We start from the raw sequence: 13818 nt of genomic DNA, 5'->3' as shown, positions 1-13818 counted from the left end.
AAACTACAGGGCTTCTGCGGTTTTATCGGTTTTGGCCGCCATAATAAAATCGTTGCGGTGCAATCCTTTAATTTTATGGGTCCACCAGGTAACGGTGACTTTTCCCCACTCCGTCAGCAGGGCAGGGTGATGGCCTTGCTCCTCTGCCAGCTCTCCGATTGAGTTGGTAAACGCGAGTGCTTCTCGAAAATTACTGAAGGTAAAAACCTTTTCCAGTTGGGGAACGTTGTGCCGGTTTTCAATACTCCACCCTGGCACAATACTCATCAGCTCTGCCATTTCCCCTTCTGTCACCTTTGGGGCATCCGCTCGGCAGGCTTCACATTTTGATTCCGATAAATCAGACATTGCCATTACCTGTATGCATTAAAAGTCTGCTGTAAATTAAAACTCTGCTGTGAACAGCGGCGGCAGCAGACCTGTCTGCCTTGCCTCCGCCACCATCAGCATTATGTCCTTGCGACTCAGTTCCGTAAGCACATCCATACTCTTAATCACATAGTACAGGGGTTGCAGAATATCGATGCGATAAGGGGTTCTCAGGGCCAGCACCGGATCAAAATCCTCCCGGCGGGGGGCCACACTGTCTATGCTCCACCAGGTTTCCTTAGGGCTGGATAATATTCCTCCTCCATAAATACGTAGCCCGTTAGCTGTTTTTATCAACCCGAACTCCACCGTAAACCAGTAAAGCCGCGCCAGATAAACCCGCTGTTCATGAGTTGCTTCAGCTCCAAGTTTGCCGTAAGTGTGGGTAAATTCAGCAAAGGAAGGATTGGTCAGCAGCGGACAGTGACCAAAAATCTCATGGAAAATATCCGGCTCTTTCAGGTATTCCATATCTTCCGGCGTACGGATAAACGTCGCCACTGGAAACTTTTTCTCCGCCAATAGACCAAAAAAATGATCGAAGTCGATAAGGGCCGGAACCCGCTTCACCTGCCAGCCCGTCGCCTCGCTCAAAACACGATTGATGTCCGTGAGCTGAGGAATATGGTCGTGGGGAAGGGACAGGGCATCAATGCCATCAAGATATTCCTGGCAGGCACGACCGGGAAGCAGTTGGGTTTGTTTATCTATCAGTTTTGCCCAGGTGTCATTCTCCTCCTGGGAATACTGGATAATACCATCCGCACCGGCCTCACGTGCAGTGTACGGAGTACTTCCTGACTTGCTGTTAAGATTTTTAGTCTGATGAATCATTGAGCTGTTCATGCGGCGTGGTTATCCTGTCCTGTGTGGCTTTCAGACAGCACCCCCCGCTGGATCTGATCCCGCTCGATACTTTCGAACAGAGCTTTGAAATTACCTTCACCAAAACCCTCATCTCCTTTGCGCTGGATTATTTCAAAGAATATCGGGCCTATCACTGTTCCTGTAAATATCTGCAGTAACAAACCACCTTCACCATCACCATCCAGCAGTATTCCCTGGGTTTTCAATGCATTTTTATCCTGGCCATGGCCGGGGAGACGTTCATCAAGCATGTCGTAGTAAGATGCTGGAGGAGGGGTCATAAACTGAACACCGGCGTTCATCAGAGACTCCACAGTTTGATGTATATCCGTTGTGGACATGGCAATATGCTGAATACCTTCCCCTTTATAGTCTTTCAGGAACTCTTCGATCTGGCTGCTATCGTCGGAAGACTCATTTATGGGGATACGGATTTTTCCACAGGGGCTGGTCATGGCACGGGATTTCAGGCCGGTAAGCTGGCCTTCAATATCAAAGTAACGAATCTGTTTGAAATTAAAGTAGTGCTCATAAAATGCTGCCCAACGATTCATATTGCCCCGGTACACATTATGGGTCAGGTGATCCAGTTGCTGCAGCCCGAAACCTTTATGCTCGAATCCGGTGTCTGACAGAGGTTCAAAATCCACTTCATAAATAGAACCCCGGTCATCGTACCTGTCTACAAAATAAATATGCGCTCCGCCAATACCTTCAATGCCCGGAATATTGAGTTCCATAGGCCCAGCTTCTGAACGCAACGGGCTGGCCCCCATACTCAACGCACGCTCCATAGTGTGTTTTGCATCAGCCACACGAAAAGCCATGGCACAGGCGCAGGAACCATGCCTTTTCATAAACTCGTAGCAGAAACCGCTGCGTTCAGCGTTAATCAGAAAATTAATATCCCCCTGGCACCACAGAGTAATGTTTCGGGAACGGTGTCTGGCGACAGCTTTAAAGCCCAGGGAAGAAAACAGCACTTCCAGATCGTGTGGGTCGGCGGCGGCAAACTCCACGAATTCGAAGCCATCTGTTCCCATTGGGTTGCTATCTGTAATTAATGCCGCTTTTCTTTTACTGAGCAGCGTATTCATAAGAGCCTCCGTGCCCTGTCTTTTTGTTCTTTATCCTGAGATCAAACTGCGTTGATTCACTGATATCACAACAAAAAGTATAGAGCTGGAGACTCAGGAAGGAGGTGTTTATAGGTGTCTTGTTTATTTATCCGGCAATGGCTTATCCAGAAACCAGAGGTATCGTATAACCCAGTTCAATATCCCAGGGGAAACGTACCCGGGTTTCCTTTAGACTCTTAGACCAGCCCCGTTCTGGTTAATGTGCAGACACCATCCGCCCCAAAACCCGAAAGCATCAATACCGCCGGCGCTTTGCACAAGGGCTGCAATTCCTGCTTCACCAGACCGCTTCCCTGTTTACCCGCAATGTAAGAGCCAAACACAGGTACTGCTTCCGCAACCCGGCCATACAGATATACGTGATAGGTACGGCTCAGATCTTCTGTTTCAAGAGAATTCAACAGGGTTTTGCCAACGACCGTGAAAAATTCATTGTTGTGGCGGTCTTTCAAAGACAGGGCCAGCGGATTTGATGCCTGAAGAGTTCCATCTTTCACATCAACATCAACCTGCAGCAGTTCGCAGTTGCTGTGTTTGGTACGGATATAAAGTGTCATCTGCTTTTCACCAGTTACTTCACAGGTATGACCAGCAAACACACTTTTCACCCGGGGGGAATTCTGGCCTTTCCACGGACCGTCAGAAAGAGCGGTCAGCAGAGCGGTGGTTTTTTCTTCATCTACAGCGACAAGGGGTTCAACGCATGATCCTCTGTCGACAACTACCTTTAATGTTCTTGGACCATCTGTATTCTTCTCTTGCACAGCCATATTGCCCATCACAAAGGTGTTTTTATCCAGCGCTACCAGACCTGTGCAGTCTACCTGACGGCGGGGATCTTCCGGTGGCAGTTTACCAATCCAGATCATAGTGCCGGACTGATGATCCATGCGATAAAGGCTGCCCATTACCGCAACCACGAGCTGGCTGCTGTCTTCAGGAACAAGTGTTACACGGGTTTTGAACAGCGGCATAGTTTCGGGTTTGAATGCGTTATCTTTCCGATTTGTAACCCCAGCGTGTTTCCAGTGTTCTCCAAGCCCAGGCATCAGACTGTCCGCAACATCCAGAGGCTTTGCACAGGTTTTGATAAACTTCCCATCCCGGTTCCACAAAACCTTGGCTTCCTCTTTCATAGGGCCGTCTTTGGAGATCATGGTTTCCAGTAGGCCAGAAGAATCCTGCTCTGCCACTCTGGACGCTAACCTCTTCATACCATCACCAATGCTTATGCCATTCTTAACCACTTTTGCTCCGAAAGTTTTGAGTTCTTCCTCTGTCATAATCCCTTGATTCAGGAACAGGTGATGTTTTGGAAATTGTGCGCCTTCTTGTAAAGAGCGCTGGAACTCCTCCATATCAGAGATAAATGGAGCATTTTCCTCTCGACCATTCACAATTCGTTTAACTGTTGGGTTATTAACAACAGTATCCCCTCTGGCAATCAACGTAACCGGACGGGTGTTGTTCACAAAAGCAAAGTCAGCAAGCGGTCTTTCACCGTTGAGAATGGCATAATTGTGGTGATATCCCCCCTGACCATCCGGCGTCAGACGGTTCACGACGCCACCAGCGGCAGCAATATAAATCGTGCCGTCGGGGTGTATAGTTGGATTACCAACAACGGGGCAGCTCTCCCTTGTTTCTCCTTTTTCCAGATAGCGGGAACCTTCCGCGCCACCATCAAGCAGTGGCAGATGAAAAGTCAACCACTCCTGTGTATCAGCCTCATAAATCATAAAATATGAGAGCTGATGCCCTGTATTAATGTTCTGAAGATCAATACCATGTCCGGAAACAACAAATGTTTTCAGGTTCTGGATATCTGGATTGAGTGATTGAACCGAAGACTGCATAACGACTTCCCTGATATCTTTATATTTCGTTGTTAATAAAGAGTTGTGAAAAAGCCGCTATGTTCCTTGTCCTTCGATACACAGACAGAACACCTGACAGCCCTGTCAGTTTTCATCTCCAAATGATGTAACGGGTGTGGGATTCTCAGTCATAAGCACTGAAATGCCGTTCAGCCCATAAGCCCCAAAGCGAAGATAACGGGGCAGGGTCAGCAGAACTTTCTCAGGCTCCTGCTGTTTCTGAATACTGGTTTTATTCAGCTGGTATGCACTTATATAATCTGATTTGAATGCCTTTTCGCCACCAAAACTCCAGAGCATTGTGTCCCGAAGAATATCTTCCACCTCCGGAGCCCTGAGCAACGCATCAGGCAGTGCTGTAAGATACTGCCGGTTATGGTGGTCAGACAGGGACAAGGCTCTCGCCTGACCAATAGCAGTCTGCATCCTGTCCTCGAAAATACAAACCTGAACCATATCATTTGAAGCATGCTTGGTGCGGATAAAGAGTGATGTTGCCCGGCTGTTCTGACAGGCTTTCTGGGGGTGTATGCTGCTGCCTGTATAACCGGCTATGGCCTTGACCCTTGGCGTTTCTGAACCATTCCAGAGAGCTGCCAGTTCTTTTAGCAGACGCTCTGTAGAGTCAGCGATAATACTCACATCATACACTGTGTTCTTTTCTGTTACGGCATCACTTTTCACTCCAACATTCACTCCAACATTCACTCCAACATTCACTCCGACAATGTGCAAAGTTCTCAGATTATTACTGTCCGAACCCTCTCCCATATTGCCCATTACGACAGTGGTATCATCCAGAGCCACCAGCCCTGTTGTATCAATATGCCGGCCGGGGGAAGCGTTAACCTTCCCGTAAAGAATCATCTCTCCATTTTCGTGATTCAGCACATAAACATAATCCAGAACAGTTATAAACAGCCTGTTACTGTCCCCCGGGACTTTTGTGATACGGGTTTTATAGAATGGCAGTTTTTCAGGTTTGAATTTGAACTTCCCTTTATGGGTAAGCAGTTCATCGGTCCACTTACTCCCAAGCCCGGGCATAAGCTGGTCCGCATAAACCCTGGCCTGTTCGGCATTTTCAATAAAGCTGTCATGCCGGTTCCAGTACATCTTTGCAATTTCTTTTAATGGGCCATCTTTTGAAATGGAAAGATCACGAACACTCCTCAAACCATTCGGTCCGTTTATCTTGAATCCTTCTTTATCCGCTCCGGGCTGGTTTTGAAGATTGAGCCGGTTCATGGCTCTATTGATACTTGCGCCTGATTTGTGCTTTTCAAATATCTTTGATCTGTATTCCTCAAACCCTGCAACCTCACTCTCTACCAGCAGATTATAGAAAGGTCGGTTAGCGCTATCGAATACGTGAACGGACTCTGTAGCACTGTATGAATAGGAAACAGCCCGCTTTTCCTCGAAGTTCACAAGGAAATTCACTCTCCCGGCATATCCGTGGGGAACATACTCCTCATCATCAACAGCCATCAGCATGGACTCGAGAATATTCTTCTGAGGGACGAGAGCCTTACCAGTACTGGAGCCATCCAGAATCCAGAAGGAGTGCAGATAATTGCCAAAGCCATTTGGTGTCAGCCTGTTCAGAACCCCGCCGGCACAGGCGATATAAATTGTGCCGTCCCGGAGTTCTACCGGCATGCCCTCAATCGCGCAGCTTTCACGGGACTCACCCGCCTTGAGATAGGTGCCACCGGTTTCGCCTTCCAAACGTGGCAGGCGGTACGCCCGCCATTCATCAGTGATCCTGATACCTGCGTTTCTTTTTTCTTTGGAAAACCGGTTATAGGTGAGGAAAAAAGAGATCTGCCTGCCAGTATCTATGTTATAAAGCTCAACACCGTGGCCAGAAACCACGATCCTGTCTATAGTCTGTTCCGAAGCGGCATAGAGACAGCCGGAAAACCAGATCAGCGCCAGAACAGCACTGACTGGCAGAGACCAAATAAAACAGTGTGAATTAAGGCACTTCATACTCCTCCTCCTGAGAACTGGTACTCCCTGAATCCGGCAGGGCCGGAATAACAAATCACCAAAGATGGTATTCCAGAGGTTCAGACAGGGAAGAGAGTACAAGGTTCACGACAGCTGCGAAGGTTTGATGAAGTAACAATCGTCTCTTATCCTGGATAACCGTGATATTTCCCTCTGTAACAGCACGGTCAGAAAGACTGACCATTATTTCCCCAAATACTTTTATTTCAGGCAGAATGCACCGCTACCAAACAAGCACCAGCATGGTGCAGAATAAAACAGGAAATGAAGGACTCTGAAGTATGGAGATCTGGAGCGCAGCACTGACGCTGTTTTTAATCATGGACCCCCTCGGCAACCTGCCGGTCTTTATGTCGATACTCAAACCAGTACCGACTGAACGCCATTTCAAGATTTTGTCCCGTGAGCTGCTGATCGCCCTGGGCATTATGATGGTGTTCCTTTTTGCCGGTCAGACCATTCTTGATGTGATGCACCTCAAACCGGAAGCGGTGAGTATTTCCGGCGGCATTATCCTGTTTATCATAGCTATTCGCATGATTTTCCCTACGCCGAAAAACGGCAATGTCGATGAATTTCAGCACGAACCCTTTATTGTTCCCCTGGCAACCCCTCTGATTGCCGGCCCTTCGCTGCTGGCCTCCCTGATGCTACTGGCCAACCGGGAACCGGATATGACCATGGAGTGGACCATTGCGGCTGTTGGTGCCTGGGCCGTGTCCTCCGCCATCCTGCTCAGCGCTCCCAAAGTGTTCAAGCTACTCGGAGAACGCGGGCTGATGGCCTGTGAACGTTTGATGGGGATGATTCTGGTGATGCTGTCTGTGCAGATGCTGCTGGATGGTATTCGGGAGTATTTTTTCTAGACGCTGCCCGCAATGAGATTGCAACATTGCTAGCGTGCAACCTTTGGAATTTGTCTCTAAAAAAGACACCCGGCCGGTACCGCCATAAGCCGGTCGGAGAAAGGGAGCTATTCGATTTAGGTTGTCAGTCTGGATGTAGCCATTGAGAAATGATATCCGGTCAGCCAACCGCCAGCGCCTTGTAAATATTCACATCAACCGCCCCCCGGGCAGTGTCATCAACTTTGAAGCCGGTTTTGCCACAGTTCGCCCACTGCTGCCTGAGAGCGCCACAGGTGACATGCGCAACGGTCTGATTCCTGGCCACCTCCGGAGAAATCAAATACTTACCCAGCCCCAGCCGTTGCCAGGCTGTTCCTTCATGCCCCCTCATCGCCCTGGCGTGGGCCATGCCGCTATCGACGATATGGGATTTATTCGCATTATTGGTGCGATCCTTGGCACTTTTACAGCCATTCAACAGGCCCTGCCCGGTGCGCATACTGATCTGCTCCACCAGCCAGGAAGGGTAGAAAGGACGTTTTCCAGCATGATGATAAAGACGGTTGGTAATCACATTACGCAACTCATCACACAGCTCAGTTAACTCTTCACGCGCCTCACGGGTCAGAGTCTTACCAGCATCAGATGCCAGGAACAGGCCCACTTCACCACCGGGTTCGCCTTGCTCGTTATTCTTTTCACCGATCAGTACCCTCATGGCTTCATCATTGATTTCATCGGCAAGAGTAAAGGTGCGAAGCCCCGTAGCCAGAGCCTCGTTAAAGCCCAGCATATTAACCGGGAAGACAAACATCTTGGGTTTAACATTAACTGTGACTTCGCGGGCATCGTCCCCAGTACCAAAAGTTAACTCTCGAGGCGTTGTCGCCATTCGATCCAGCATCGCCTTCGACTGCCGCACCATCTCATATTCATCTTCATGTAGATGAGTTTTGGTTCGCGCTTTATCAGGCGACAGATAGCACACATAAGAGAAGGGTAAATCAACAGGCTCCATTTCCCCTGTATCGCCCAACAACGCATCTTCCAGACCACCCAACAGATCATGGTTTGCAGCTGCCATCATTGTCAAAGCCTGGGTACAGCGCTTCTCGGTGATAGTTTCACGTTCAGTGTCATCTTCTATTAAATATGGCACCAGTGTACCGACCCGCACTTCCCTGCGAACCAGCTGCCCCTGGTCATCTTTCACTTCAACAACCACAAGGTTTTGAGCGTCTTCAGAATTACGGTTAGCTGAGCAGGGAAAACGCCCATGGAGCCCAACCGGATCAAAAATTTTCTGACCTTCATCAAGGTCTACCGGCAGAATAAAATCTTTGGCCGGGGTGAAACTCACCTGAAACTTATGCAGCTCACCATCAACCATCAACGGCACGTAATAATGGCTGATACCTTGAGGGGCAGTCTTTTCCAGCCTTGCAATCACCTTCCCATTTAACAATTGCTGACCGCCTTTGAACTCCTTCACAAGGTCGGTCAGTGCAGAGACATGGGCATCAATCATTGCGACCATATTGGGTATATCGGTGTTATCCAGACGCGTAAAATCAGCGTCCTGCTGTTCATTCTTCTGAATCTCTTCACGGTAAGCATCCTGTTTCGTCTGCAGGACCGTTCTCAGGTGCTCGGCTTCCCGATCAATCGCCAGTAACGCCTCATCACAGCGTTGTAGTTTGTACCTTGTATAACGCTCATGCAGAGCCTTTCGGACTGGGTTCATCTTTCCATCACCACCAATCTGACTCTGATATTCGGCTTTAAGTTCTTCAATAGCAGCTCTGGCATCCTCTTCCCAGGACTCAGCCTGAGCTAGCACATGACAATACTTGCGCTCATCATTCTTCTGAATCAACTCAACCTGCTCAAGCTTCATTTTCAGCAGGTTCTCCATAGTGCCAAGATCGGACTTAATGACCGAACCAAGCACACCTACGGATTGTTTTTTCGCCATAGATAACCGCCGGAGCATAGATTCCATTGCGCAGATCTGGTGATAGTAACTCTCCGATGTCCTGCCAAATATCGGGGCATGTGCCAGATGATGTACCTCTCTGAACAGCTGGAGAAAGTGGGTCATCACACTCCTGTAGGAAACATCCACAACATTATCCAGCTTGTTAATATCATCCATAATTACAGGCTGTGAACGGCTGGAACCCTGTTCCTCCATATACCTCACCAACGCCGGAACCAGGCGATGGGGGCGAGAGCGGTACGTTTTTATAAATGTCATGAATTGCGCTTCCAGCTCTCTCTTTTTGTATTTGCGCCCATCAAGATGTTGAGCCAGTGCTGCGGCAATCTCCGCATATTCACTGACCGGGATACTCTTGTGCTGATCCAGTAATTTACGAATACGGCTGCCTCGAATGTAGGGATCAAGATCTTTTGCCATTCCCCTCTTCTGACGCTTGTCCTTCTTGCGGGTCTGCTGAACCATAAAGCGTAATGATTCAGTAGGACTCTGATCTTCAGCGTGAGGCATATCAAGTAAATGGGGGTGGAGGCTGCGAACAAGCTCTTCCGGCCTCTGCTCATCATCAAGGCCTTTTTCACCCTGCTGATCAGCTGCCGCTTCTCGCATATGCGTTATTTGCTCCATCAACCCCTTTTCAGAAAGCTCACCTTCACCGTTCATATCGCTATTCAGCGATTCTAACTCCTGCTCAACATCGCCTTCTGAGACTTTCAGCTCTACGGCCAGATTCTTTTTCTCCGTATCCGAGAGTGTCAGCGTATTGGCCCGCATCCGGGACTGAGGCTTAACAGCAACATTTTCTTCAACATCCCGTTTTGTGGGCAGTGGTGCGAGATTCAGTTGATGAACAGACATGTAGGGTTGAGCCACAAAACCCTTTGCGCACTCTGGATCGGTATAGATATCCGTCGTTTCTGAGTCACCGGCACATTCTGGCTCGGTGTAGGTATCTGAAGAGTCAGAATCGTCAGCATCTGAGTCTGGAAGCTCTGCTACAAATTGCAGCTCTGTGGTCAGTGGTTCTTTGGTCGGAGACTCTTCGACCGACGGCTTTTTGCCAAACGAAGGAAGTGGTAAAACTGGCTGTGATGGCATGGCAGGTTGAGCATTTCTGGAGGCAAGAGCAATATTTTTCAACCCGCTGTTAATATGGCTGTTCATTGCCAGAAACGGGGACTTCACAGTCACAACGGAAACACGCCAAACGCCGCATGCAGCTCTGGCAGTAACTCTGGCAGCCAGACCCAGGGCTCCACGCCCGGCATCCACCAGATTTCCAACAAAGCGTGTTGTATATTGCCCTATGCCAATCCACTGATTCGGGGTCATAGAATCTGCCTCCATGCAGAATAGACTCGGAGAGTTGGAGACAAAGATAACAAAGAAGTTCAGTTTTACTGATTCCGACTTTAGTCGAAAAGCGGTTAGAAATGCTTACCTGCCAGCAAGCATTTCTAACGAAAGCAACGGAGAAGGTTAAATAATCTTGCGAGTCAGTATATGGGCCTTGAGCCGACGAATCCGACCCAACAGGCGCTGCACTTCATCCGGATAGTTGCTGTCCTTATCCAGCTGACGATAACTGACGATGCGGGGGGAATTTTTCAGAATCAACTCACGTTTCCGGGTCAACTCGCCAGTCAGAAGCTGATCTTCATCCTGAATCAGAATACCACTCTCAAGGTACCCCAGGCTCGTAAATAAGACGCCGGAACCGGCGAATCTCCGGCTTCATAAGAGAAATTCCCACTGTATCCGGGCTTCTGGAGGTGCTGTTTGGGTAACTCCCCCGGAGTCCATAAAGAGCCTCCATTAAAAGCCAATATTATTTGCGTCCAGAGATCGTCTCAACCAGCCAACCCGCCATCAGGACTTTTCTTGATTGATTGATAGACGACTTCTCAACCTTATCGAACAACTCATAGTAATGTTTTGATAACGCCGCTTTTTGATCGTCATCGGCAACAGATAACAGCTCTTTCAAACTGCTGGAGCAAAGCTCATATTTACCTGAGCAACACTTGTCTATTAATAATGACACCTTTTCTTCATAAGAACCTTTCAGACCACAATCATCTGAAAGGTTAATCTCGGTTCTGCGATCTAACTGGTACCAGTGATCTCTGGCCCTGGTAACCAGTGAGCCGTAAGCTTTACCACGGAATTTAAAACTGTGAATCAGGGCTTTATCATCAATAGGAAGCTGTCTGACCAACCTGTAGGGCCTTGGAATGCCTGTTATATGGCTTCGAATGTCAGAGGGCGGGTCATCAAAGTCGTCGTAGTATTCAAGAGCATTCGTGAGATTCATCAGATGAATGCTGGCGTTATTGTCTCTCAGCACTTTCGATAAGCGACACATGTCCACGTCACGAAAAATATTGATATGCACCGCTACGAACTGTAATTGTCTGGATGCCTTCTGTACCTGACATAAGCGTTCGGCAGATGAAAATGGCCAGTACATGCCCAGATCTGATTTTCGGTGACAATATGAGTGCTTCAATCGTCTAAACAAGCCCGCTTCTGTTTCTCTATGAGTGACGATGTATTCGTGAACTGCGGCCATGAACGGCTCTTCATCCTCCAGTGTCTTGCACTGTTGAATTTGTTCTAGCCGTTTAAGCTGGGCGTGCAGTAGCATATGGTCATAGTCAACCAACAGCACAATATCACAAAGCCTTTCCAGCTCCGGCAGGCATGACAGCAGGGAGCTTTCACCGATAAGAAATGCAACACGTGGCAGAATGGCATCTGCAGGAACTTGCTGACTCATTGCTAAGATCATGGAAATAAAGTCAGATGCACGGCCGAATTGGAAGTCATTGCTGTACCAGAAATGGCTGCCGGGCTGGCGACTGCTATCTGTTTCATTATAAGGGAGGAGTGGAAAACAGGCTTTTAGCTCATTCACACACCTGCTGACCTGCTGTTGCTGCTTTTTTTCAACATCAGTCACTGAAGACCAGCTGGCCAACAGCTTCTCAGTATCATCGGAACCGGATTTTTCAGAAGGTATATAACTGGTGGCTTCTACTCTCTGCACAGAGCCGGTTGCAACAAAACCTGTGTTTACATCAATCTCTTCTAATCTCTTATGCTTATTGTGTAATGATCCGACCCCTTGCAACATATTGTTCCTGACTGATTTGACCCAAATGGAACTTTAGAAAGCCAGGAAGAGAACTGGTTCTCTCGACAGAATAACGAAGGGGATAGTCTTGCTAACAATCTTCCTCCAAATCCGTTTAAATTTTGGCTCTTAATGGATTCCGGGGTACTGCCAGCGCAAGTTTGATGATCTGACTCTCTCCCGGGAGCCTGGGTGGTGCAAGGTGAACACTCAGCACAAGAAAAACTTGGTCAGTCACCTGTCAACTTGTTACATTATTTTTTGTCTTTTCATACTGGGCGCAGTTTTACGGCCCGGTCAGACTGGCCCAACGGCCATAAAGATCGCAATACAGCTATATGGAAACAGATGCCAAGGCGGCTCACTGTATTGATAAAGAAAAAATAAAAAAGTGTTTTCGGGCATGAAACTTGCCCAACGCAGTAGAGACACACAAACCGATAATAACAACGATCGCAGAGAGAAGAGCACAATGAAAACAGCCATAAAACTCGTCGGTGCTGCCTTGGCACTGACTGCCATGTCTGGCATGAACAATGCTGCAACCCTCGATTCAGTGAAAGAACGCGGACAACTTCTGTGTGGCGTAAGTACCGGCCTGCCCGGTTTCTCCAGCCCCGATGACAAAGGTAACTGGACCGGCATTGACGTTGATGTCTGCCGAGCCGTTGCTGCCGCCACTCTCGGCGATGCCAACAAGGTCAAATATGTTCCCCTGACAGCCAAAGAGCGTTTCACCGCTCTGCAGTCCGGTGAGATTGATATCCTTTCCCGTAACACTACCTGGACCCAGACCCGTGATACATCCCTGGGCCTGAACTTCGTCGGCGTAAACTACTACGACGGCCAGGGTTTTATGGTGAACAAGAACCTGAAGATTTCCAGTGCCCTGGAGCTGGACGGTGCCACTGTCTGCATCCAGGCCGGCACCACCAGTGAACTGAACCTGGCCGACTACTTCCGCCAGAACAAAATGAGCTTCCAGCCCGTGGTATTTGATACCTCTGCCCAGAGTGTTCAGGGCTTTGAAAGCGGCCGCTGCGATGTTCTGACTTCTGACCAGTCCCAGCTTTATGCCCTGCGCACCAAGCTGGCCAAGCCTGAGTCTGCGGTTGTACTTCCTGAAATTATCTCCCGTGAGCCTCTCGGCCCCGTTGTTCGCCAGGGTGACGATCAGTGGCTGAATATTGCCAAGTGGTCTCTCTATGCCCTGGTGAACGGTGAAGAGCTGGGTCTGACGTCCACCAATATCGATTCCAAGATAAAGGGTGAAGACCCTGCTGTTTCCCGCTTTGTGGGTAAGTCTGGCCCCGGCGGTAAGGCACTCTCCCTGAAGGATGACTTCGCTTACCAGATTGTTAAGCAGGTTGGCAGTTACAACGAGATTTTCGAGCGCAATGTGGGCGAAAAATCTCCCCTGCTGATTCAGCGTGGCATTAATGCGCTGTGGAAAGATGGTGGCATTGTTTACGCGCCTCCTTTCCGTTAAACACTGAGCCAGAGCCCTCTGTTGCAACTCCGCAACAGAGGGCTTTTTTCATTGATGTTAAGAAATTCACTGACTGGC

The 13818-nt window shown here is 48.7% G+C and carries 10 protein-coding genes; 2 read left to right on the top strand and 8 right to left on the bottom strand.

The window, feature by feature from the left end; all coding sequences use genetic code 11:
* Positions 1-3: 3 nt before the first annotated feature.
* The 5 genes from ACY2RQ_RS02600 to ACY2RQ_RS02580 form a co-directional block, all read right to left on the bottom strand.
* Positions 4-348, bottom strand: a complete 345-nt coding sequence (locus ACY2RQ_RS02600; protein ID WP_490111395.1) for a 4a-hydroxytetrahydrobiopterin dehydratase — start codon at positions 346-348, stop codon at positions 4-6.
* 36 nt (positions 349-384) lie between these two features.
* Positions 385-1215: a phenylalanine 4-monooxygenase gene (gene phhA / locus ACY2RQ_RS02595; RefSeq protein ID WP_490111394.1), complete on the bottom strand. Its 831-nt coding sequence runs from the start codon at positions 1213-1215 to the stop codon at positions 385-387.
* On the bottom strand, positions 1212-2333 hold the full coding sequence (gene hppD, locus ACY2RQ_RS02590) for a 4-hydroxyphenylpyruvate dioxygenase (RefSeq protein ID WP_490111393.1): 1122 nt from the start codon (positions 2331-2333) through the stop codon (positions 1212-1214). Before hppD ends, phhA begins: the two co-directional genes overlap by 4 nt.
* A 218-nt stretch (positions 2334-2551) precedes the next feature.
* The gene (locus ACY2RQ_RS02585) at positions 2552-4231 is read right to left on the bottom strand and encodes a hypothetical protein (protein WP_490111392.1); all 1680 of its coding nucleotides are present in this window, start codon (positions 4229-4231) and stop codon (positions 2552-2554) included.
* Between the two features lie 105 nt (positions 4232-4336).
* On the bottom strand, positions 4337-6247 hold the full coding sequence (locus ACY2RQ_RS02580; RefSeq protein ID WP_490111391.1) for a hypothetical protein: 1911 nt from the start codon (positions 6245-6247) through the stop codon (positions 4337-4339).
* Between the two features lie 302 nt (positions 6248-6549).
* Between ACY2RQ_RS02580 and ACY2RQ_RS02575 the strand changes: the two genes are divergently transcribed.
* Positions 6550-7134 carry a YhgN family NAAT transporter gene (locus ACY2RQ_RS02575; protein WP_490111390.1) on the top strand — a complete coding sequence of 195 codons (585 nt, stop codon included), beginning with the start codon at positions 6550-6552 and terminating at the stop codon, positions 7132-7134.
* 160 nt (positions 7135-7294) lie between these two features.
* Here ACY2RQ_RS02575 and ACY2RQ_RS02570 read toward each other — a convergent pair whose 3' ends face one another.
* From ACY2RQ_RS02570 to ACY2RQ_RS02560, 3 genes are all read right to left on the bottom strand, one after another.
* Entirely contained in the window at positions 7295-10447 is a 3153-nt protein-coding gene (locus ACY2RQ_RS02570; protein ID WP_490111389.1) for an inositol phosphate phosphatase SopB, read from the bottom strand.
* Between the two features lie 147 nt (positions 10448-10594).
* Positions 10595-10732: a hypothetical protein gene (locus tag ACY2RQ_RS02565; protein ID WP_490111388.1), complete on the bottom strand. Its 138-nt coding sequence runs from the start codon at positions 10730-10732 to the stop codon at positions 10595-10597.
* Between the two features lie 211 nt (positions 10733-10943).
* A complete protein-coding gene (locus ACY2RQ_RS02560) occupies positions 10944-12077 on the bottom strand; it encodes a hypothetical protein (protein ID WP_490111387.1) in 1134 nt (377 codons plus the stop codon).
* 646 nt (positions 12078-12723) lie between these two features.
* Here ACY2RQ_RS02560 and ACY2RQ_RS02555 point away from each other — a divergent pair.
* A complete protein-coding gene (locus tag ACY2RQ_RS02555; protein ID WP_490111386.1) occupies positions 12724-13740 on the top strand; it encodes an amino acid ABC transporter substrate-binding protein in 1017 nt (338 codons plus the stop codon).
* Positions 13741-13818 lie beyond the last annotated feature (78 nt).

Source organism: Parendozoicomonas sp. 209JJ7-1 (genome assembly GCF_058147085.1).
The sequence above is the reverse complement of the archived record's forward strand: the minus strand, read 5'-3'. Positions and strand labels throughout refer to the sequence as shown.

Bases quoted from the DNA above. Each gene is read 5' to 3' on its own strand.
- ACY2RQ_RS02570 (WP_490111389.1), bottom strand. From the start codon at position 10,447: ATGACCCCGAATCAGTGGATTGGCATAGGGCAATATACAACACGCTTT.
- ACY2RQ_RS02555 (WP_490111386.1), top strand. From the start codon at position 12,724: ATGAAAACAGCCATAAAACTCGTCGGTGCTGCCTTGGCACTGACTGCC.
- ACY2RQ_RS02600 (WP_490111395.1), bottom strand. From the start codon at position 348: ATGTCTGATTTATCGGAATCAAAATGTGAAGCCTGCCGAGCGGATGCC.
- phhA (WP_490111394.1), bottom strand. From the start codon at position 1,215: ATGAACAGCTCAATGATTCATCAGACTAAAAATCTTAACAGCAAGTCA.
- hppD (WP_490111393.1), bottom strand. From the start codon at position 2,333: ATGAATACGCTGCTCAGTAAAAGAAAAGCGGCATTAATTACAGATAGC.
- ACY2RQ_RS02585 (WP_490111392.1), bottom strand. From the start codon at position 4,231: ATGCAGTCTTCGGTTCAATCACTCAATCCAGATATCCAGAACCTGAAA.
- ACY2RQ_RS02580 (WP_490111391.1), bottom strand. From the start codon at position 6,247: ATGAAGTGCCTTAATTCACACTGTTTTATTTGGTCTCTGCCAGTCAGT.
- ACY2RQ_RS02575 (WP_490111390.1), top strand. From the start codon at position 6,550: ATGGAGATCTGGAGCGCAGCACTGACGCTGTTTTTAATCATGGACCCC.